Raw genomic sequence first — 21,329 nt, forward strand, 5'->3', positions numbered from 1 at the left:
AGAACTGGAAGGCGGGATCGTCCGGGGCCTGCTTGGTGATGCCGTGGTTCAGCGCGCGAATGCAGTTGGTGGCGTCCTCGAGGGCTGCCGCGCTGTCCTGGTCCGATGGCTTCTCCCCCGAAGCTCGACGTGTGCGACGGGGAACGAAGCTGTCAGGGGGGCGTGTTGGGCCCTCGGCCCACCTTGGGTGATTGTGTGGAGAGTGTGAGGGGCGGGGGTGGCGCTCGCGAAGAAGAGTGATCGTTGCGTTCGGCCGCCGGGTCGACGCCCGTGGCTACAAGGGCAAATCGGACGGCAGTGAGGTTCCTTGCCGCTGCCCTTCGACGACCCCGATAAGAGTCCATAAGATCTCTGTAGGCTCAGCACACCCCCACCCCACAGCTCAGCCCCACCCCACTCCACACACGACCCCAGGACACCCGCCATGCCGCGACGCCGCACCTCAAGCTCGTCAAGCTCGACGGGAGCGACGGGAGCCACGGCCGCCCCCAGGAACCGGACCCCGCAGCCGGTGAGGATCCGGCGGCGGTCGTTCGGGGACTTCGTCAAGGCGTTCTTCGCCTTCGTCGCCCTGGCCGTGCTGCTCGTCGGCGTGCCGGGCGCACTGGCCACGCAGATCGGGTGGCCGCTGCCGAGCGGGGTGCCCAGTTTCGACTGGCTGCAGCAAGAGATCACCGTTCACACGTTCCTGAACATCCTCACCGTCATCGTGTGGCTGGCGTGGGCGCAGTTCACGGCGTGCGTGCTCGTGGAGATGAAGGCCGCGCTGTCGGGTGTCGGCGTGCCGGGGCGGGTGCCCGGCGCAGGGCCGAGTCAGCTGCTCGCACGTCAGCTCGTCGCCGCGCTGCTGCTCGTCGGCGCCACCGCCGCCAGCTTCACGCCGGGCCTGTCGCAGCTCGGGAACGGCTACGACGCCAACCAGAAGCCGACCGTCGCCGCCGCCCAGGCCACCCCGGGCATCTTCGCCCAGCAGCAGGAGCAGGCCTCCGGCGCCGCGGCCGCCCTCGCCGAGCAGGCCTCGCACGCCGCCGCCCACGCCGACGCCGGCGGCAGCACCGCCAAGCAGGGCGACACGAAGTACTACCGGATCCAGCCGCCCGAGGGCCGTCACCACGACTCCCTCTGGGAGATAGCCCAGCGTCACCTCGGCGACGGGCGCCGCTACAAGGAGATCTTCGAGCTCAACAAGGACCGCGTGCAGCCGGACGGGTCCAAGCTCTCCGAGGCCAGCCTCATCCGGCCCGGCTGGATCATGGAGATGCCGGGCGACGCCCGCGGCGGCGACCTCGTCGAGATGCCCGACGAGGCACCCAGCGTGTCGCCCGACGTGCAGCAGCAGATCAGCGACTACGCCCGGACCGGCGACCACGCCCAGGGCGGAGGCGGCGCCCAGGGCGGAAGCGACCAGGCACACGGCGGCGGCGCCACCCAGGTGTCCGTACCCGACCAGCAGCGGCCCGCCCACGACACCGGGCACCAGCAGGCCACCGCCGTCGGCGCCGAGTCCGACAGCTCCTTCGGCCTCCCCGAAGCCCTCCTCACCGCGCCCCTCCTCGCCGCCGGTCTCCTCGGCGCCCTGGGGCGGCGGCGCCGGCAGGCCCTGTGGCAGTCGGCGTTCGGCTCCATCGGCGGGCGGCGCGGCATGGAGCCGCCCACGCCGAGCGGTGACGCGCAGGACGTCCAGGACGCGCTGCTCGTCGGCGCCGACCCCGAGGGCGTACGGCTGCTCGACCGGTCCCTGCGCGGTCTCGCCGCCTCCCTTGCCGAGGAGTCACGCGCGCTGCCGGTCGTCTACGCGGCCTGGCTCAGCAACGGCGACCTGCACCTCCAGCTCGCCCAGCCCGCCGGGAAGCCCCCGACCCCCTGGCAGCAGGGGCAGGACCAGACGTTCTGGATGCTCTCCCGCACCGACGCCGAGCGCTACGAGGATGTCGACACGGCCGCGCCCTACCCCGGCCTGGTCAGCCTCGGCACCATGGACGACTCGCGGCTGCTGCTCAACCTGGAGGCCGTGCCCGGCATCGTCTCGCTGAGCGGCCGGGAGGCCGACCGGGCCGCCGTCTTCGCGTCCGTGGCCGCCGAGTTGGCGACCAACGGCTGGTCGGACCGCATGACCATCACCCTCGTCGGCTTCGGTGAGGACCTCACGCCCCTCGCCCCGAACCGGATCCGGCACCTGGACGACATCGAGGCCCTCGTCGAGACCATGGAGGCCGAGACGCGGCAGCGGCGCGGAGCGCTGGGCGCCGCCGGGCACGACTCCGTCCTCACCGGGCGCACCGGGCCCGCCCAGCACACCCGCTGGGCCCCGCACCTGGTCCTGCTCGCCGCCCAGCCGTCCGCCGAGGACGCCGTCAAGCTCGCCGAACTCGCCGCCGACGCGAGCCGTCTCGGCATCGGCTACCTCGTCGGCACCGAGACCGGCGATCTGCCGGGCGCCGCCTGGGAGATGGAGATCACCGGCCAGGGCAAGCTGCTCGCGCCCCTCCTCGGGCTCGAACTCGACGCCCAGTTGCTGCCCGTCGCACAGCAGCGGGCCGTGGTCGAGCTGTTCGTCGAGGCCGACCCGGAGCGCGAGACCGACGGGCCGGCGACCGCTCCGCCGTTCCTCGTCGACATCAGCGAGCAGGGGCGGCCGGCGGTGTACGCCCGGCTCGTTGGGCCGTACGAGATCATCGGGCTGGACAACCCGGACGGGGAGCGCAGCGCGCTGCTGCACGAGGCGCTCGCCCTGCTGCTCCTGCACCGCGAGGGCGTGCATCCGCGCGTGCTGTCCTCGGCGCTGTGGCCGCGGGGTGTCACCGACGACGTGCGCAGCGCGCTGCTCGACCGGCTGCGCGACTGGCTCGGCACCGACCCCGACGGCACGCCCCGCCTCGCCACCGACGGCTCCGGCCGGCTCACGCTCGCCAAGACGGTCGTCTCCGACCTGGACGTGCTGCGGTCCCTGTACCACGAGGCCACGCAGGGCCGGGGCGTCGGCAGCCGGGCCGTGCGCGGGCGACTGCTCACCGACGCGCTGGTGCTGGTGCGCGGGCCGCTGCTCGCCGACCGGCCCGAGGGCCGTTACCAGTGGCTCTCCCACGAGATCGTCGACGCCCAGCTGCCGCTGCTCGTCGCGGACACGGGGCTCGCGCTGTGTGCGTTCCACATGGAGAAGGACCGCGCGGAGAAGGCCATCGAGGCGCTCGACGCGGCCCTGCGCACCGCTCCGGCGGACGAGCGCCTGTGGCACGAGCTGCTGCGCGCCACCCACGCCACCGGTGACACGGAACGGCTGACCGGACTCGCCACCGACCTCATCGGCCGCAGCGGTGCCCGCGGGCTGCCGCCGCGCACCGAGGCACTGCTCGACGAGCTGCTGCCGACGTGGCGTGACGCGATCGCCGCGGTGGGATGAGCACCGGGCTGCTGGTCCTCGTCGCCGCGCTGTGGGGCGCGGCGGCGGGAGCGTTGCTGCCGCGCGCGGCCTACCGGTTCTCGGCGCCGTCGGGGGAGGAGTGGCGCAAGGAGTGTCCCGGCGGGCACCCCGTCGAGGGCTGGCTGGGGCGGGCGGCATGCCCGGAGTGTGCGGAGCCCGGATACGGACCGCGTACGACGCCCCTGGTGATCGCCACCGCCCTGGTCTGCGCGGTCCTCGCCGCCGCGACCGGCACCCGCCCCGAGCTCGGGGTCTGGCTGCTGCTCGCCCCGGCCGGCGTGCTGCTCACGGTCGTCGACTTCCGGGTACGGCGTCTGCCCGACCCGCTCACCCTCCCCTTCGCCGCGGCCGCCTTGGCCCTGCTCGGCCTCACCGCTCTCGTCCCCGAACACGCGGGCCACTGGACGACCGCCCTGCTCGGCTCCCTCGCCCTGGGCGGCGGCTACTTCGTCCTGTTCCTCGTCAACCCCGCCGGCATGGGCTTCGGCGACGTCAAACTCGCCCTCGGTACCGGCGCCGCCCTCGGCTGGTACGGCTGGCCGACGGTCATGCTCGGCACGTTCGCCGGTTTCCTCCTGGGCGCGCTGTACGGCGCCGCCCTGGTGATCACCCGCCGAGCCACCCGCAAAACGGCCATCCCCTTCGGCCCGTTCCTGATCGCGGGCGCGTTCCTGGGCCTTCTGGTGGGCGCGTACACGGCCTGACAGCGGGCGGCGCGTACCCGCTCACCCGGCACGCGGACACGCGCCCGAGAGCCCGCCGAACGCCTGTGATCCACGCAACCGGCGCTGTCATGATGCTGATCATGACAAACGCAACTCCCTACCCTGCCTATCCGACCGCGCACCCCGTCGGGCCGTTCCCGGACCCCGGCCCTCACCCGTACCACCGCATGGACCGCACCACCGGTCGTCACCGCTGGTGGCGGCCGGTGGTCGGCACGGTGCTGTTGGCCTTCGCCTATTTCGTGATCCTGCTCGTGCTGCTGGCCGTCTCCTACGGGCTCGGCACGGCGCTCGGTGCCCCCGAACTGACCGACGGCGGTGCCGACTTAGGGCCGCTCGGGAACACCGCGATGGATCTCGTGTCCCTCGCGATAGCCCTGCCCCTGGTGCTGCTGGCCACGCTGTGGCCGGCGAGACGGGCCGCCGGGACCGTCACGTCGGTCACCGGGCGGCTGCGGATCGGCTGGTTCGGGTGGTGCCTGCTGGCCGGGCTGCCGCCCATCCTCATGCTCACGGTGATCTCCTTCTTCCTGCCGGGCGACTCGGGCGAGTCCGACACCTGGGTGGGCTGGCGCTCCTTCCTCGCGGCGCTGGCCGTGCTGGCCGTCCTCGTCCCGCTGCAGGCCGCGGCCGAGGAGTACGTCTTCCGCGGCTGGCTGCTTCAGGCGGTCGGGGCGTTCCTGCGCTCCCCGTGGCTCGCCGTGATCCCGCAGGCCGTACTGTTCGCCGCGGCCCACGGCTGGGGGACCAGGTGGGGCTTCCTCGGGCTGCTGGTGAACGGTCTTGTGATGGGTCTGCTCACGATTCGCACCGGCGGACTCGAAGCGGCCATCGTCCTGCACGTGCTGAACAACCTGCTGGCCTTCGGTGTCTCCGCCGCGGTCGTCGGCGGACTGTCGTCGGACGAGACCGCGGCCGACGCGCCCTGGCCGCTCGCCCTCACCGCCATGGCCACCGACCTGCTCTACGCCGCGCTCGTGCTGTGGCTCGCCCGGCGTCGCGAGCCGCAGCGCCTCTCGGCACCGAGCACCCCGCCCGCCCCCGCCCCGCACCCCGCCCGCACGGCCTGACGTCCAGTCGACCGAACCCCTGGCGTACGCTGGGCTGGTCCGTCCACAACCCTTACGAAAGGGACGCCCGGTGACCGAGAAGGCCGACCTTCAGCCCATCCTCGACCGTGCAGCCGCCGGTGGGCGGATCACCCCGGACGAGGCGCTCGTGCTGTACCGGGACGCCCCGCTGCACGCCCTGGGCGCCGCCGCCGACGCCGTACGCCGCCGCCGGTACGCGGGGACCGAGCACATCGCGACGTACATCATCGAGCGCAACATCAACTACACGAACGTCTGCGTCACGGCGTGCCGCTTCTGCGCGTTCTACGCCGCCCCCAAGGACACCGCCAAGGGCTGGACCCGGGACCTGGACGACATCCTGCGCAGGTGCGCGGAGACCGTCGAGCTCGGCGGCACGCAGATCATGTTCCAGGGCGGACACCACCCGGACTACGGCGTCGAGTACTACGAGAAGCACTTCAAGGCGATCAAGGACGCGTTCCCGCAGCTGGTGATCCACTCGCTGGGCGCGTCCGAGGTCGAGCACATGGCCCGGATCTCCAAGGTGAGCGTGGAGGAGGCCATCCAGCGCATCCACGCCGCCGGCCTCGACTCCTTCGCCGGTGCCGGCGCCGAACTGCTGCCCGAGCGGCCCCGCAAGGCCATCGCCCCGCTGAAGGAGTCCGGCGAGCGCTGGCTGGAGATCATGGAGATCGCGCACAACCTGGGCGTGGAGTCCACCTCCACCATGCTCATGGGCACCGGCGAGACCAACGCCGAGCGCATCGAGCACCTGCGGATGATCCGGGACGTCCAGGACCGCACGGGCGGCTTCCGCGCCTTCATCCCGTACACCTACCAGCCGGAGAACAACCATCTGAAGGGCCGCACGCAGGCGACGCTCTTCGAGTACCTGCGGATGATCGCCATCGCGCGGCTGTTCATGGACAACATCGCCCACATCCAGGGCTCCTGGCTGACCACGGGCAAGGAGGTCGGCCAGCTCTCCCTGCACTACGGAGCCGACGACCTCGGCTCGATCATGCTGGAGGAGAACGTGGTGTCGTCGGCCGGTGCCAAGCACCGGTCCAACCGGATGGAGATCATCGATCTGATCCGGAAGGCGGGCCGGGTGCCCGCCCAGCGCGCCACCACCTACGAGCACCTCGTCGTCCACGACGACCCGGCGAACGACCCGGTCGACGACCGCGTGGTCTCGCACATCTCCTCCACGGCCATCGCGGGCGGCACGGCTCACCCCGAGCTGAAGCTGCTGGCCCCCAACTGACCCCACCGTGCTGACGATCCACGCCGCCCCGCTGGTCCTCCCGGCGGGCGCGGCACCCGGCATGGACGCACCCGGCGCGGACGTACCCGGCACGGACGCGCCCGCCATGGACGCGACCGTCGCGGACGGAGCCGTCCTGGTGGACGGCGACCGGATCGCGGCTGTCGGGCCGTACGAGGACCTCGTCGAAGAGGCACCGGGCGCGCGGGTGCGGCGCTGGCCGGGCGTGCTCACCCCCGGGCTGCGCCAGTGGCACCCGCTGTGGCTGCTGCGCCACTGCTACCACCCCGACCCGCGCGAAGCCGACGAGCTGGGCGAAGAGCCCTTGTGGGGCGAGGAGTTGGCCGCCCTGGGCGACCTCACCGAGACCCGCTGGTCGGGCAGCGTACGGCGCGGAGTGCAGCGGATGCTGCGGTACGGCACCACGGCCGTCGCCTCACCCGGTGCCCGTTTCCGCGATCCGCTGGTGGCCACGGCCGTCGCCCGGTCCGGGCTGACCGTCGTGGGGACCACGGGGGCTCCCGGCACGCTCCTCGGTGAGCGGCCCGACCTCGACCCGTTCGCGGAGGGGTACGACCTGCGCGGCACGGTCCACGCCCCGCTGTCCGTCGGCGGCCGGGCCGACCTGGCCGTGTTCGACGTACCCGACGAGACGGTCCTGCGCGAGCGCGGCGCGGTGACCTGCGTGGCGACCGTGCTGGCCGGCCGCCTGGTGTACCGGGCCCGCTGACCCCGGCGCTGCCCGGCGGCCGAGGACCGTGTCGCCGGTGAGGACCGCCCCGGTCGGCCGTCGTCAGCCCGCGAACGCCTTCCCGAACGCCCCGGGGTCCTGTGCCACCCCGCTGCAATCGGTCGCCGCCTCGGCCTGCCCGGCACCGTCCGGGCACTGCCGGTCCCGGGCCGTCGACCACATCGACACCCAGGCGATGCCCTTCTCCTCGGCGAACGCGCGGACCTCGGCGGCGTCCGCGAGCGTGAACGTCTCGCCCTCGACGTCGTTGACGCCGATCATCGAGGTGAGCGCCATGCCCCGCCAGGCGGTCGCGTCCGAGGTGCCGAACATCTTCCGCAGCTGGGCGTGCGCGGCCTCGGCGGCCGTGAGGGCGTAGCCGCCCATGTCACCGTCGTACGACGGGCCGTAGTTCATCGTCATGAGGTTGACGGTGGAGACCTGCACAGCGTGGTCGTTGGCGGAGGCGAGGAGCGCCAGGCTGTCCTTGACGAGACCCGAGGGCATCACCGGCAGGGTGAACGAGACCTCCAGGCCGGGCCGTTCCTTCTGCAACTGCGCGATCGCCTTCGAACGCACGGCGACGGACGCGGAGTCGCCCAGCTCGTCGCCCTCGATGTCGAAGTCGGCGAGGGCCGTACCGGCCGCGTCGAGCGCCTTGCCGTAGGCCGCTGCCAATTCCGGCGCGCTGTCGCAGCTCGCCGCGAGTTCCTTGCCGGAGGCGCCGCCGAAGGAGACCCGGACCCGGCCGCCGTCCTCCTTGAGCTTCGCGATACGGGACACGACCCCCGCGTCGCCGATGGCGTGGGAGCCGTCCCACCGGGGGACGCAGTCGTCGCCGTCGGCTATGACGAACGCGAGGTTGTACGTCGTGGGGGAGCCGGCCGAGTCGGTGGCGGCGGGCTCCCCGGCGATGACGTACGGGGCGTACGAGGTGCCCCTCCCCGCAGGGGCCGAGGTGTCGGGCGCCGCTGTCACGGAGGGTGCCGCGCGGTCCGGTCCGCCCTGGCCCGAACAGCCCGTTGCTGCGAAGGCGATCAGACATCCGATCCCGGCGGCCGGCCTCCGCAAACTCCTCATGACGTGCGCTCCCGTTCTCGCAAGAGGTCAGGGGTCAAGCCGATACGTTTCCCGGCCGCAAACGCGTTCGTTCCCGAAAACTCTCAGAGAAGAGACAGCCTGGGTCGTTTCTCATGGGTCTTTCACATCAAAACCCCAGTTTAAGTCACATAAAGGCGCTCTACTGTCCGAGACGTACCTGGCCCCGGCCAGCCAGTGGGGAAGCAGCCGCGGCCCCTGCCCGGAGGGCGTGCTGCAAGAATGGGCCCGTGACCCGCGCATCCCTGGACAAGCAGCCGCACGAAGTCGCCTCGATGTTCGACGACGTGGCGGAACGGTACGACCTGACCAACGACGTGCTGTCCCTCGGCCAGGACCGGCGATGGCGCAAGGAGGTCGCCAAGGCGGTCGACGCGCGCCCCGCGCAGAAGATCCTCGACCTCGCGGCGGGCACCGGCACCTCCTCGCTGCCCTTCGCCCGCACCGGCGCCTACGTCGTCCCGTGCGACTTCTCCCAGGGCATGCTCCAGGTCGGCAAGCAGCGGCAGCCCTGGCTGCCGTACACCGCCGGCGACGCGACGAGGCTCCCCTTCAAGGACGACACCTTCGACGCCGTCACCATCTCCTTCGGCCTGCGCAACGTGCAGGACACGGACGCCGGCCTGCGCGAGATGCTCCGGGTGACCCGGCCCGGCGGGCGGATCGTGATCTGCGAGTTCTCGCACCCGACCTGGGCGCCGTTCCGCACGGTCTACACCGAGTACCTGATGCGCGCCCTGCCGCCGGTCGCCCGGGCCGTGTCCTCCAGCCCCGACGCCTACGTCTACCTCGCCGAGTCCATCCGCGTCTGGCCCGACCAGCCCGCGCTGGCCGAGCGGCTGGGCAAGGCCGGCTGGTCGCGGGTGGCCTGGCGCAACCTGAGCGGCGGGATCGTCGCCCTGCACCGGGGCTTCAAGGCGAGCTGAGGACCATGCAGGGGTCGCCCGGCTCGTCCAGCTCGCGCTGGAGACCGCCCCGGGGCGGACGCGGGACCCGCGGTTCGTGCACACCCCCACCGCCCTCACCGGGTCCGAAGTCGAACCACACGTAGACCATCGAGTCCCGCGGCACCTCGGCACCGGGCTGCGGGTACTGGCGTACGACGTAGTCGACGACGGCGAGCGGGGGCGCGGGCCGGTCCGGCGTGGTGAGGAGGAGACCCTGCGCCCGGGCCGTCTCCCGCGCGTCCACGGCCATCAGGCCGACCAGACGCGGTACACGCACATCGGGTGTCTTGCGGGATATGTGCACAGATGTCACCCCCAGCGGTACAGGAAGGGTAACTCCCGCTCCGTACCGGCCGGAAGCGACAGGTGTCGTGCTGTGACAGTCGACTACTCTCCGTCAACGGCCCCGAGTTCGAGCCGGTAGCAGTGCCCCGCCCGCCGCGAGGCCCGAGTCGTGAAGGTCTCGGCGAGGCGCATGCCTAGTCGCTGCGTCACGGCGATGGACCGGCTGTTGCGGGCGTCGACCATCGCGACCACAGCCGGCACGCCGGCCGCCCGCACCCGGGCCAGCGTCTGCCGCGCGGCCGCCGTCACATAGCCCTTGCCCCAGTGCTCCCGGCCCAGCCGCCAGCCGATCTCGATCATGCCGACCGGGCCCCAGTCCCGCTCCCACGGCTGGGCGCCGGTGAAGCCGATGACCTGCCCCGACTCGTCCAGCACGGTCCACAGGCAGAAGCCGAGCTCGGCGTCGTGCCGGCGCTGGCGGGCGGTGAGCTCCTCGTAGACCGAGAGTTCCGCGGCCCTGCCGCCCTGGAACTCCATGACGTCCGGGTCGTCGAAGAGCCCGTGCCAGGCGAACGCGTCCTCGTGGGTGGGGACTCGCAGCCGCACGGCGGGGAGAACTCGGTTCACGGGCAGCCCTTCAGCCGGGTGATCAACGCCGCTGCATAGACTGCCCATGTCCCGTGCCGGTCGGCACGTCAATTCCGAACCTTGGGGAGATCCCGCCGTGAGTGTCGTGACCGAGCCCCTCTCGGAGAACACCGCCGATGTGATCGTCGTGGGCGCGGGGCCGGCGGGCTCCACCACCGCCTACCACCTCGCCAAGGCGGGGCTCGACGTCCTCCTGCTGGAAAAGACCGCGTTCCCGCGCGAGAAGGTCTGCGGCGACGGCCTCACCCCGCGTGCCGTCAAGCAGCTGGTGGCCATGGGCATCGACATCTCGGAGGAAGCCGGCTGGCTGCGCAACAAGGGCCTGCGCATCATCGGCGGCGGCGTGCGGCTCCAGCTCGACTGGCCGGATCTCGCCTCCTTCCCCGACTACGGTCTCGTCCGCAAGCGCGACGACTTCGACGAGCAGCTCGCCCGGCAGGCCCAGAAGGCCGGAGCCCGGCTCTTCGAGCGGTGCAACGTGGGCGCGCCGATCGTCGACGACCGCACGGGCCGCATCACGGGGGTGCACGCCAAGCTCGGTGAGGAGAAGCGTGAGGTCACCTTCCACGCGCCGCTCGTCGTCGCCGCCGACGGCAACTCCACCCGGCTGTCCCTCGCGATGGGGCTGCACCGCCGCGAGGACCGGCCGATGGGGGTGGCGGTGCGCACGTACTTCACCAGCCCGCGCCACGAGGACGACTACCTGGAGTCCTGGCTGGAGCTGTGGGACCGCCGCGGCGCCGAGGACCGCCTCCTGCCCGGCTACGGCTGGATCTTCGGGATGGGTGACGGCACCTCGAACGTGGGCCTGGGCGTGCTCAACACCTCCGACTCCTTCAAGGAGCTGGACTGGCGCGAGGTCCTGAAGGCATGGTGCGCGTCGATGCCGGAGGACTGGGGTTACACGCCGGACAACATGACCGGCCCGATCCGGGGCGCCGCCCTGCCGATGGCCTTCAACCGCCAACCGCACTACACCAAGGGCCTGCTGCTCGTCGGTGACGCCGGCGGCCTGGTCAACCCCTTCAACGGCGAGGGCATCGCCTACGCCATGGAGTCCGGCCAGATCGCCGCCGACGTCATCGTCCAGGCCCACGCCCGGCCGACGCCCGCGAGCCGCGAACTGGCCCTCCAGCGCTACCCGCGCGTCCTGAAGGACACCTACGGCGGCTACTACACGCTCGGCCGCGCCTTCGTGAAGCTCATCGGCAACCCGAAGGTCATGCAGATCGCGGCCCAGCGCGGTCTGACGCACCCGATGCTGATGAAGTTCACGCTGAAGCTCCTCGCGAACCTCACCGACCCCACGGGCGGCGACGCCATGGACCGCATCATCAACGGACTGAGCCGGGTGGCACCCAAGGCCTGAGCGGACGGACGGCATGTGGCCCCGGCGACGGACACCGTCGCCGGGGCCGTCGTGCCGTCAGGTGCGATGGAGGCCGGTCCGGCGCAACGCCTCGATGTCGACCGAATCCGGTGACGTCCCGGCACGGCTTGTGCAAAGCGGAACACCCGGGCCGGTCCCGGGAGCAGTCCGGCCACACGCGGCCATCGGGACGGTTCATTTCGGGGCGTACGGGACTTCCGGTTCGTCAGGGGGGCGAGGGTGCCGACGCCGTCGCACGAGTCGGCGTCAACACCCTGTCAGATTGGGACAATTCGGACGCGCGATGCGGGAGTGGCGGAAGCGCATGGGCGGGCCGCGATGACGGGTGCCCCTCAGAACGACCCTGAGGGCCCCTGGAGCGCCCCGGGGGGCGGGGTGAGGGTGCCGGGAAGCCAGGCGGCCCCGGACAGGCCGGGAGGGCCGTCGCCTTGGAGCGGCAACGGCCCTCGAGCCCGTATGTGCGGAGGTTTCGGTCGGCGAGCGACGTCAGAGGACGCGCACGGCGCCCGACGCCGGGTAGCCCGACAGGTCCTGGATGACGACGCCCTTGGACGGGTTGGCCGCGTCCAGGTACTGGCCGTTCCCGATGTAGACACCCACGTGGTACGCGGAGCCCTTGCCGCCCCAGTACAGGATGTCGCCGACCTGGACGCTGGACAGCGGGACGTCCGTGCCGGCCATCGACTGGTCCTGCGAGACGCGCGGCAGGTCCACACCAACCTGCTTGTAAGCGGCCTGCACGAGGGAGGAGCAGTCCCAGGCGTTGGGACCGGTGGCGCCCATGACGTAGGCGTCGCCCACCTGGGCCTTGAGGAACGCGATGACCGTCGCGACGCTGCCGCTGGAGGGCGCCGACACGGACGTGGAGGCGGACGTGGACGCGGACGCGGAGAGGGTGGCGCGCTCGGTGCTGCGGTTGGCGCGCTCGGCGGCGGCCTTGCGGGCGGCCTCGGCGGCCTTCTTCTTGGCCTCCGCCTTCTCCTTCGCCTCGGCGAGGTCCTTCTTGGCCTCCGCGGCGGCCTCGGCGGCGGCGGCGTCACGCTCGGCGCGCAGCTCGTAGTTCGCTGCGGCCTGCTGGGTGGCGGCGGCGGACTGGGCGACCTGGGCGGACATGTCGGCCGTCAGGGTGGGCAGTTCGATGGTCTGCGTCACCGGCTCGGCGGCGTTCGCCGAAGCCGACGCACCCGCCGCTGTCATGCTGAGAACGCCACCGGCAACGCCGGCGCGCAGGGCGATCGAAGAGGTCGCGCTGCGGCGGGGTTTCCGGTGGCTGCGTATGTGAGCGGTGTGGGACATGGGAATAACCGGTACCAGGGGCTCCTTCATATCTTCAAGAAACGTGTGCTGCGCCACAGTTACTCAACCGGGCCCGTAAAAACCCCGAACGAGACCCTTTATTGACGCCGTAACGGACATTGCGGGCGCCCCGTGACCGGCCTGTGATCACGGTGTTTGATCAATACGCCCGAATTGCCCCGCGCCTACCATCGGTTGGCTTGATTGGCCAAGCCCCGTTCTCATGGACCTCTCATCAATGTGATGGAGGTCACGGAACGGCCGTCCCGCCGGTCGCGTCCCGGCGCGTAGATCACGGCGGTGTCACGACCTCGCGAAGATCGTGAACGCGTGCACGCGTCCACATCTCACCCCGAGTGCCCCCTGACGTGTGAACGCGCCTCTACCAAGAGATCAAGTCCATCGCGAATTTGCATGCAAGAGAACCCTCTTGATATTGAGACGACCCCTCCGGCCTGCGCTGACGAGCCAAAATGTCACCTCTCGTGATCACACGGACGCTTCGCGTGTGAAGATCACCGCTCATCCGACTTCATGATCGATCGTCAGGTGGTGGAGATCACAAAGCTTGTGCAATACCCCGTGTCGCAGATCACAGAGCGTCGGGCATAAGATGCACGCGGTTGGGCTTGTGACCTGCTTCACATGTTCCCGATCTTCGCCGGGGCGGGCGGGGTTCGAGGAACGGGTGGGGCGGATGTGAGCCCGACGCAATCCGCCAGCAGTCAGTGCCGACTGAGAGGAGCGAGGAGCGGTGAACGCTTATGCGCCCATCCTCGTACTGGGAGCCCTCGGGGCAGGCTTTGCGATCTTCTCCGTGGTCATGGCCACGTTGATCGGGCCCAAGCGGTACAACCGAGCCAAGCTCGAGGCCTACGAGTGCGGCATCGAGCCGACCCCCACGCCGGCCGGCGGCGGGCGCTTCCCGATCAAGTACTACCTGACGGCGATGCTCTTCATCATCTTCGATATCGAGATCGTCTTCCTTTACCCCTGGGCCGTCACCTTCGACGCCCTGGGGATCTTCGGGCTCGTGGAGATGCTGCTCTTCGTGCTCACCGTCTTCGTCGCGTACGCGTACGTATGGCGGCGCGGCGGCCTGGAATGGGACTGAGGGGCCACACGTCATGGGACTCGAAGAAAAGCTGCCGAGCGGCTTCCTGCTGACCACCGTCGAGCAGGCCGCGGGCTGGGTGCGCAAGGCCTCGGTCTTCCCCGCCACCTTCGGCCTCGCCTGCTGTGCCATCGAGATGATGACCACCGGCGCCGGCCGCTACGACCTGGCGCGCTTCGGCATGGAGGTCTTCCGCGGTTCGCCCCGCCAGGCGGACCTGATGATCGTCGCCGGCCGGGTCAGCCAGAAGATGGCGCCGGTGCTCCGGCAGGTCTACGACCAGATGCCGAACCCCAAGTGGGTGATCTCCATGGGGGTCTGCGCCTCCTCGGGCGGCATGTTCAACAACTACGCCATCGTCCAGGGCGTCGACCACATCGTGCCGGTCGACATCTACCTCCCCGGCTGCCCGCCCCGGCCGGAGATGCTGATGGACGCGATCCTCAAGCTCCACCAGAAGATCCAGAGCTCCAAGCTCGGCGTGAACGCCGAGGAAGCGGCCCGCGAGGCGGAGGAAGCGGCGCTCAAGGCGCTGCCCACCATCGAGATGAAGGGGCTGCTGCGGTGAGCGACGCGAACGGCAACGGTGCCAACCCCGAGAAGGACCTCAGCGCGTCCAACCTCCCCGGGCAGCGCGGCCAGGGCGGCGAGGAGATCCGCGTCCAGCGCGGCATGTTCGGCGCGAACAACGGCGGCGACACCACCGGCTACGGCGGCCTGGTCCGCTCGGTCCGGCTCCCGGGACCGGCGACCCGCCCCTACGGCGGGTGGTTCGACGAGGTCGCCGACGAGCTGGAGGGCGCCCTGGAGGAACAGGGCCTGCTCCCGGACAACGCCATCGAGAGGACGGTCGTCGACCGGGACGAGCTGACCTTCCACATCGAACGCGAGCACCTCGTCCTCGTCGCCCGCACCCTGCGCGACGACCCGGCCCTGCGCTTCGAGCTGTGCACCGGCGTCAGCGGCGTGCACTACCCGAACGACAAGGGCCGCGAGCTGCACGCCGTCTACCACCTGCGCTCGATCACCCACAACCGGGTGATCCGCCTGGAGGTCAGCGCCCCCGACAGCGACCCGCACATCCCGTCGCTGTTCTCCGTCTACCCGACGAACGACTGGCACGAGCGCGAGACGTACGACTTCTTCGGAATCGTCTTCGACGGCCACCCGGCCCTGACGCGGATCATGATGCCGGACGACTGGCAGGGCTTTCCGCAGCGCAAGGACTATCCCCTCGGCGGCATCCCCGTCGAGTACAAGGGCGCCCAGATCCCGGCTCCGGACCAGCGGAGGTCGTACTCATGAGCACTTCGCACGCCTCCCCTCGCGAGACCACCGAGGGCACCGTCTACACGGTCACCGGCGGCGACTGGGACGAGGTCGTCGAGACCGCGGCCCGCGCCGACGACGAGCGCATCGTCGTCAACATGGGCCCGCAGCACCCGTCCACCCACGGTGTGCTCCGCCTGATCCTGGAGATCGACGGCGAGACCGTCACCGAAGCCCGCTGCGGAATCGGTTATCTGCACACCGGCATCGAGAAGAACCTCGAGTACCGGACGTGGACGCAGGGCACCACGTTCGTGACGCGCATGGACTACCTGACGCCGTTCTTCAACGAGACGGCGTACTGCCTCGGCGTCGAGAAGCTCCTCGGCATCGAGGACCAGATCCCGGACCGCGCCTCGATCATCCGCGTGCTCCTGATGGAGCTGAACCGGCTCTCCTCGCACCTGGTGTGCATCGCCACCGGCGGCATGGAGCTGGGCGCGACCACGATCATGATCTACGGCTTTCGTGATCGTGAACTCATTCTCGATATCTACGAGCTGATCACCGGCCTGCGGATGAACCACGCGTACATCCGCCCCGGTGGACTCGCCCAGGACCTGCCGCCCGGCGCGGTGGACCAGATCCGCGAGTTCGTGAAGAAGATGAAGAAGAACCTCCCGGAGTACGACAAGCTCGCCACCGGGAACCCCATCTTCAAGGCCCGTATGCAGGACGTCGGCTACCTCGACCTGGCCGGCTGCATGGCCCTCGGCGCGACGGGCCCGATCCTGCGCTCCACCGGCCTGCCGCACGACCTGCGCAAGGCCCAGCCGTACTGCGGCTACGAGACCTACGACTTCGAGATCCCGACCGCCGACACCTGCGACTCCTACGGCCGCTTCCTCATCCGGCTGGAGGAGATGCGCCAGTCCCTGAGGATCGTGGAGCAGTGCCTGGACCGGCTCCAGCCCGGCCCGGTCATGGTCGCCGACAAGAAGATCGCCTGGCCCGCGCAGCTCGCGCTGGGCCCCGACGGCCTCGGCAACTCCCTCGACCACATCAAGAAGATCATGGGCACCTCCATGGAGGCCCTGATCCACCACTTCAAGCTGGTCACCGAGGGCTTCCGCGTCCCGCCGGGACAGGCCTACGCGGCGGTCGAGTCGCCCAAGGGCGAACTCGGGGTGCACGTCGTCTCCGACGGCGGCACCCGCCCCTACCGGGTCCACTTCCGGGACCCGTCCTTCACCAACCTGCAGGCCATGGCGGCGATGTGCGAGGGCGGCCAGGTCGCCGACGTCATCGTCGCGGTGGCGTCCATCGACCCCGTGATGGGAGGCGTCGACCGGTGACCACATCGTCTTCCGAGCGGGGCGTCAGCCTGGGCATGCCCGAACTGCCCGCACCCGCCTACCCGGACGACGTCCGGGCCCGTCTGGAGACGGACGCGCGCGAGGTCATCGCCCGCTACCCGGACTCCCGGTCCGCCCTGCTGCCGCTGCTGCACCTCGTGCAGTCCGAGGAGGGTCATGTCACGCGCACCGGCATGCGGTTCTGCGCGGACGTACTCGGCCTGACCACGGCCGAGGTCACCGCCGTCGCCACCTTCTACACCATGTACCGCCGCCGCCCCAGCGGTGACTACCAGGTCGGGGTGTGCACCAACACCCTGTGCGCCGTGATGGGCGGGGACGCGATCTTCGAGGAACTCCAGGAGCACCTCGGCGTCGGCAACGGCGAGACCACCGGCGACGGCAAGGTCACCCTGGAGCACATCGAGTGCAACGCGGCCTGCGACTTCGCGCCGGTCGTGATGGTCAACTGGGAGTTCTTCGACAACCAGACCCCGGACAGCGCCAAGAGCCTCGTCGACGACCTGCGCGCCGGGCGGCCGGTGACGCCCACCCGCGGGGCCCGCATGTGCACCTTCAAGGAGACCGCCCGGGTCCTGGCCGGCTTCCCCGACGAGCGGGAGGGGGCCGTGGAGTCCGGGGGGAGCGCGGGGCCCGCCTCCCTGGTCGGCCTGAAGCTCGCCAAGGGCGAGGCGTCCTCCGCGCGCGTGGTGCACCCGCGCGGCGAGGCGGCCCGCACCGGCGCACCGCACGAGCCGTCGCCGACGGAGCACTTGAGCTCGCACGACGCGCCGCAGGACACATCGGCCTCCGACCCGGCCCACCCGGCCGGGCCCACCGCCGAGGAGGGGGAGTGATGACCTTGGCACCCGAGCTGAAAGACACGAGCCCCGAGAAGCTGCTCGCACCGGTGCTGTCGGCCTTCTGGGACGAGGACAGGTCCTGGACGCTGGACGTGTACCGGCGGCACGACGGCTACGAGGGGCTGCGCAAGGCGCTCGCCATGTCGCCGGACGACCTGATCGCGTACGTCAAGGACTCCGGTCTGCGCGGGCGCGGCGGCGCGGGATTCCCCACCGGGATGAAGTGGCAGTTCATTCCCCAGGGGGACGGCAAGCCGCACTATCTTGTTGTCAACGCCGACGAGTCGGAGCCGGGGACGTGCAAGGACATCCCGCTCCTCTTCGCGAACCCGCACAGCCTCATCGAGGGCATGATCATCGCGTGTTACGCCATCAGGTCGTCGCACGCCTTCATCTATCTGCGTGGTGAAGTCGTCCCCGTGCTGCGGCGGTTGCACTCCGCCGTGCGCGAGGCGTACGAGGCCGGCTTCCTCGGCGAGAACATCCTGGACAGCGGACTCGACCTCGACATCACCGTGCACGCGGGCGCGGGCGCGTACATCTGCGGTGAGGAGACCGCACTGCTCGACTCGCTCGAAGGCCGCCGGGGCCAGCCGCGGCTTCGTCCCCCCTTCCCTGCCGTCGCGGGCCTCTATGCGTGCCCGACTGTGGTGAACAACGTCGAATCGATCGCGTCGGTTCCCGCGATCCTGCAGCGGGGCAAGGAATGGTTCCGGTCGATGGGGAGTGAGAAGTCGCCCGGCTTCACGCTCTACTCCCTGTCCGGCCATGTCGCCAGCCCCGGCCAGTACGAGGCGCCGCTCGGGATCACGCTCCGCCAGCTGCTCGACATGAGCGGCGGGATGCGCCCCGGGCACCGCCTCAAGTTCTGGACGCCGGGCGGCTCCTCGACCCCGATGTTCACCGACGAGCATCTCGACGTCCCCCTTGATTACGAAGGAGTGGGCGCCGCGGGTTCCATGCTCGGCACCAAAGCCCTCCAGTGCTTCGACGAGACGACCTGCGTGGTCCGTGCCGTCACCCGCTGGACGGAGTTCTACGCCCACGAGTCCTGCGGCAAATGCACGCCCTGCCGCGAAGGGACCTACTGGCTCGTGCAGTTGCTGCGCGACATCGAGGCCGGCAAGGGACAGATGTCCGACCTCGACAAGCTGAACGACATCGCCGACAACATCAACGGCAAGTCCTTCTGCGCCCTCGGCGACGGCGCCGCCTCGCCGATCTTCTCCTCGCTCAAGTACTTCCGCGAGGAGTACGAGCAGCACATCACGGGCCGGGGATGCCCCTTCGACCCGGCCAAGTCGACGGCCTGGGCCGACCGCACGGAGGTGAACGCATGACCGTGACCACCAGCTCTCCCTCCGGCGGGGGAGCGGCGGCGGTCCCGCCGGAGGACCTCGTGTCACTGACGATCGACGGCGCCGAGATCAGCGTGCCCAAGGGCACCCTGGTCATCCGTGCCGCCGAACAGCTCGGCATCGAGATCCCCCGGTTCTGCGACCACCCCCTGCTCGACCCGGCCGGCGCCTGCCGCCAGTGCATCGTCGAGGTCGAGGGCCAGCGCAAGCCCATGGCGTCCTGCACCATCACCTGCACCGACGGGATGGTGGTGAAGACCCACCTCACCTCCCCGGTCGCCGAGAAGGCCCAGAAGGGTGTGATGGAGCTCCTGCTCATCAACCACCCGCTGGACTGCCCGGTCTGCGACAAGGGCGGCGAGTGCCCGCTGCAGAACCAGGCCATGTCGCACGGCGACGCCGACTCCCGCTTCGAGGGCCGCAAGCGGACCTACGAGAAGCCCGTCCCGATCTCCACGCAGGTGCTGCTCGACCGCGAGCGGTGCGTGCTGTGCGCCCGCTGCACCCGGTTCTCCAACCAGGTCGCGGGCGACCCGATGATCGAGCTGGTGGAGCGGGGCGCGCTCCAGCAGGTCGGCACCGGCGAGGGCGACCCGTTCGAGTCGTACTTCTCCGGCAACACCATCCAGATCTGCCCGGTCGGCGCGCTGACCTCGGCGGCGTACCGATTCCGCTCCCGCCCCTTCGACCTGGTCTCCTCCCCGTCGGTGTGCGAGCACTGCTCCGGCGGCTGTGCCACGCGCACCGACCACCGGCGCGGCAAGGTCATGCGGCGGCTCGCCGCCGAGGACCCGGAGGTCAACGAGGAGTGGATCTGCGACAAGGGGCGGTTCGGGTTCCGGTACGCGCAGCAGCGCGACCGGCTCGACACGCCGCTCGTGCGCAACGCCGAGGGTGAGCTGGAACCGGCTTCCTGGCCGGAGGCGCTGCAGATCGCGGCCCAGGGGCTGCTGGCCTCCCGGGGCCGCACCGGTGTCCTGACCGGCGGCCGCCTCACCGTCGAGGACGCCTACGCCTACAGCAAGTTCACGCGCGTGGCGCTCGACACCAACGACATCGACTTCCGCGCCCGGGTGCACAGCAGCGAGGAGGCCGACTTCCTCGCCGCGCAGATCGCCGGGCGGGGCCGGGACCTCGACGGCACGGGTGTCACGTACACCGCGCTGGAGAAGGCCCCGGCTGTCCTGTTGGTCGGGTTCGAGGCGGAGGAGGAGGCGCCCGGCGTCTTCCTGCGGCTGCGCAAGGCCTGGCGTAAGCACGGGCAGAAGGTCTACTCCCTGGCCACGCACGCCACGCGCGGTCTGGAGAAGGCCGGCGGCACGCTGCTGCCGGCGGCCCCCGGCACCGAGACCGAGTGGCTGGACGCGCTCGCGAGCGGTGCCGGCCTGGAGGACGACGGTGCGCTCGCCGCCGATGCGTTGCGCGCCGAGGGCGCGGTGATCGTCGTCGGCGAGCGGCTGGCGGCCGTGGCCGGCGGGCTCACCGCCGCCGCCCGTACGGCCTCCGCGACCGGTGCCCGGCTGGTGTGGATCCCGCGCCGGGCCGGGGAACGGGGTGCGATCGAGGCGGGCGCGCTGCCGTCGCTGCTGCCGGGCGGGCGCCCGGCGACCGACCCGCGCGCGCGGGACGAGGTCGCCGCCGTCTGGGGCGTCGCGGGGCTTCCGCACCGCTACGGCCGTGACACCGGCCAGATCGTGGAAGCAGCCGCGACCGGCGAACTCCAGGCCCTGCTGGTGGCGGGCGTGGAGATCGCCGACCTGCCCGACCCGGCACGCGCGCGTGCGGCGCTGGACGAGGTGGGCTTCCTGGTCTCGCTGGAACTGCGGCCGAGCGAGATCAGCCGCAAGGCCGACGTCGTCCTGCCCGTCGCGGCGGTCGCCGAGAAGGCCGGCACCTTCCTCAACTGGGAAGGCCGGATCCGCTTCTTCGAGGCGGCGCTCAAGCCCGACCAGATGACCCGCCGCTCCGCGCCCACCGACGCGCGCGTGCTGCAGATGCTGGCCGACGCCATGGACGTCCACCTCGGACTGCCGGACCTGCGCACCGTGCGCGGCGAGATCGACCGGCTCGGCGCCTGGGACGGACCGCGGGCCGGCGAACCCCTGGAGACCGCGGCCGCGCTGCCGCGGCCGGCCGCCGGGGAAGCCGTACTCGCGGGGCACCGGCTGCTCCTCGACCAGGGCCTCCTCCAGCAGGGCGACGAGGCGCTCGCCGGAACCCGGCACGCCGCACGCGCGCGCGTGTCGGCCCCGACGGCCGCCGAGGCGGGCGTCAAGGACGGCGACCTGCTCGCGGTGACCGGTCCGCGAGGAGTCGTGGAACTCCCGCTCCAGATCAGTGACATGCCCGACCGGGTGGTGTGGCTGCCGCTCAACTCCACCGGCGGCGGCGTCGCCTCCGACACCGGGGCGCGGCCCGGCTCCCTCGTCCGCATCGGCCCGGCGACGCTCGCCGGCGAGGCCCCCAAGGAGGTGGAGGCATGAGCCCCCA

18 protein-coding genes are annotated in these 21,329 nt (G+C 71.1%); 14 read left to right on the forward strand and 4 right to left on the reverse strand.

Annotated elements, in window-relative coordinates:
* Positions 1–424: 424 nt before the first annotated feature.
* The 5 genes from ABT116_RS00305 (at position 425) to ABT116_RS00325 (ending at position 7,216) form a co-directional block, all read left to right on the forward strand.
* The gene (locus tag ABT116_RS00305) at positions 425–3,400 is read left to right on the forward strand and encodes a BTAD domain-containing putative transcriptional regulator (protein ID WP_351625616.1); all 2,976 of its coding nucleotides are present in this window, start codon (positions 425–427) and stop codon (positions 3,398–3,400) included.
* The gene (locus ABT116_RS00310; RefSeq protein ID WP_351625619.1) at positions 3,397–4,125 is read left to right on the forward strand and encodes a prepilin peptidase; all 729 of its coding nucleotides are present in this window, start codon (positions 3,397–3,399) and stop codon (positions 4,123–4,125) included. The genes ABT116_RS00305 and ABT116_RS00310 overlap by 4 nt, the downstream gene beginning before the upstream one ends.
* A 101-nt stretch (positions 4,126–4,226) precedes the next feature.
* Complete coding sequence (locus tag ABT116_RS00315; protein WP_351625622.1) at positions 4,227–5,216, forward strand: CPBP family intramembrane glutamic endopeptidase; 990 nt, start codon at positions 4,227–4,229, stop codon at positions 5,214–5,216.
* 70 nt (positions 5,217–5,286) lie between these two features.
* Positions 5,287–6,486, forward strand: a complete 1,200-nt coding sequence (mqnC, locus tag ABT116_RS00320; RefSeq protein WP_351625624.1) for a cyclic dehypoxanthinyl futalosine synthase — start codon at positions 5,287–5,289, stop codon at positions 6,484–6,486.
* A 7-nt stretch (positions 6,487–6,493) separates the two neighbouring features.
* Complete coding sequence (locus ABT116_RS00325) at positions 6,494–7,216, forward strand: imidazolonepropionase-like domain-containing protein (RefSeq protein WP_351625626.1); 723 nt, start codon at positions 6,494–6,496, stop codon at positions 7,214–7,216.
* Between the two features lie 63 nt (positions 7,217–7,279).
* Here the strand turns inward: ABT116_RS00325 and ABT116_RS00330 are convergent, their stop codons facing one another.
* Entirely contained in the window at positions 7,280–8,296 is a 1,017-nt protein-coding gene (locus tag ABT116_RS00330; protein ID WP_351625628.1) for a chitinase, read from the reverse strand.
* Positions 8,297–8,544: 248 nt separating this feature from the next.
* Here ABT116_RS00330 and ABT116_RS00335 point away from each other — a divergent pair, with 248 nt between their 5' ends.
* Positions 8,545–9,240, forward strand: coding sequence for a demethylmenaquinone methyltransferase (locus ABT116_RS00335; RefSeq protein WP_351625629.1), 696 nt, complete (start codon positions 8,545–8,547; stop codon positions 9,238–9,240).
* On the opposite strand, the gene ABT116_RS00340 is transcribed toward ABT116_RS00335, so the two are convergent.
* Both ABT116_RS00340 and ABT116_RS00345 read right to left on the reverse strand, forming a co-directional pair.
* Positions 9,227–9,538 (reverse strand): PASTA domain-containing protein, encoded by a 312-nt coding sequence (locus tag ABT116_RS00340; RefSeq protein WP_351625632.1) that lies wholly within the window; start codon positions 9,536–9,538, stop codon positions 9,227–9,229. The genes ABT116_RS00335 and ABT116_RS00340 overlap by 14 nt on opposite strands.
* Positions 9,539–9,648: 110 nt before the next feature.
* A complete protein-coding gene (locus ABT116_RS00345; protein WP_351625635.1) occupies positions 9,649–10,173 on the reverse strand; it encodes a GNAT family N-acetyltransferase in 525 nt (174 codons plus the stop codon).
* A gap of 97 nt (positions 10,174–10,270) precedes the next feature.
* Here ABT116_RS00345 and ABT116_RS00350 point away from each other — a divergent pair, with 97 nt between their 5' ends.
* Complete coding sequence (locus tag ABT116_RS00350) at positions 10,271–11,563, forward strand: geranylgeranyl reductase family protein (protein ID WP_053669586.1); 1,293 nt, start codon at positions 10,271–10,273, stop codon at positions 11,561–11,563.
* A gap of 507 nt (positions 11,564–12,070) precedes the next feature.
* Here the strand turns inward: ABT116_RS00350 and ABT116_RS00355 are convergent.
* Positions 12,071–12,910 carry a C40 family peptidase gene (locus ABT116_RS00355; RefSeq protein WP_351625638.1) on the reverse strand — a complete coding sequence of 280 codons (840 nt, stop codon included), beginning with the start codon at positions 12,908–12,910 and terminating at the stop codon, positions 12,071–12,073.
* A 724-nt stretch (positions 12,911–13,634) separates the two neighbouring features.
* On the opposite strand from ABT116_RS00355, the gene ABT116_RS00360 reads away from it, so the two are divergent.
* The 7 genes from ABT116_RS00360 to ABT116_RS00390 are packed head-to-tail and all read left to right on the forward strand — an operon-like array spanning position 13,635 to position 21,322.
* Positions 13,635–13,994, forward strand: a complete 360-nt coding sequence (locus ABT116_RS00360) for an NADH-quinone oxidoreductase subunit A (protein ID WP_003974383.1) — start codon at positions 13,635–13,637, stop codon at positions 13,992–13,994.
* Positions 13,995–14,007: 13 nt separating this feature from the next.
* On the forward strand, positions 14,008–14,562 hold the full coding sequence (locus ABT116_RS00365) for a NuoB/complex I 20 kDa subunit family protein (protein WP_007383964.1): 555 nt from the start codon (positions 14,008–14,010) through the stop codon (positions 14,560–14,562).
* A complete protein-coding gene (locus tag ABT116_RS00370; RefSeq protein ID WP_351625641.1) occupies positions 14,559–15,299 on the forward strand; it encodes an NADH-quinone oxidoreductase subunit C in 741 nt (246 codons plus the stop codon). Before ABT116_RS00365 ends, ABT116_RS00370 begins: the two co-directional genes overlap by 4 nt.
* On the forward strand, positions 15,296–16,618 hold the full coding sequence (locus tag ABT116_RS00375) for an NADH-quinone oxidoreductase subunit D (protein WP_053669589.1): 1,323 nt from the start codon (positions 15,296–15,298) through the stop codon (positions 16,616–16,618). Before ABT116_RS00370 ends, ABT116_RS00375 begins: the two co-directional genes overlap by 4 nt.
* On the forward strand, positions 16,615–17,475 hold the full coding sequence (gene nuoE / locus ABT116_RS00380; RefSeq protein ID WP_351625644.1) for an NADH-quinone oxidoreductase subunit NuoE: 861 nt from the start codon (positions 16,615–16,617) through the stop codon (positions 17,473–17,475). Before ABT116_RS00375 ends, nuoE begins: the two co-directional genes overlap by 4 nt.
* Positions 17,475–18,821, forward strand: coding sequence for an NADH-quinone oxidoreductase subunit NuoF (nuoF, locus tag ABT116_RS00385; protein WP_390991821.1), 1,347 nt, complete (start codon positions 17,475–17,477; stop codon positions 18,819–18,821). The genes nuoE and nuoF overlap by 1 nt, the downstream gene beginning before the upstream one ends.
* Positions 18,818–21,322: an NADH-quinone oxidoreductase subunit G gene (locus ABT116_RS00390; RefSeq protein WP_351625648.1), complete on the forward strand. Its 2,505-nt coding sequence runs from the start codon at positions 18,818–18,820 to the stop codon at positions 21,320–21,322. Before nuoF ends, ABT116_RS00390 begins: the two co-directional genes overlap by 4 nt.
* The last annotated feature ends 7 nt before the right edge of the window (positions 21,323–21,329 follow it).

The organism is Streptomyces sp. NPDC002130, assembly GCF_040296465.1.
In the GTDB taxonomy this organism is placed as follows: Bacteria; Actinomycetota; Actinomycetes; order Streptomycetales; family Streptomycetaceae; genus Streptomyces.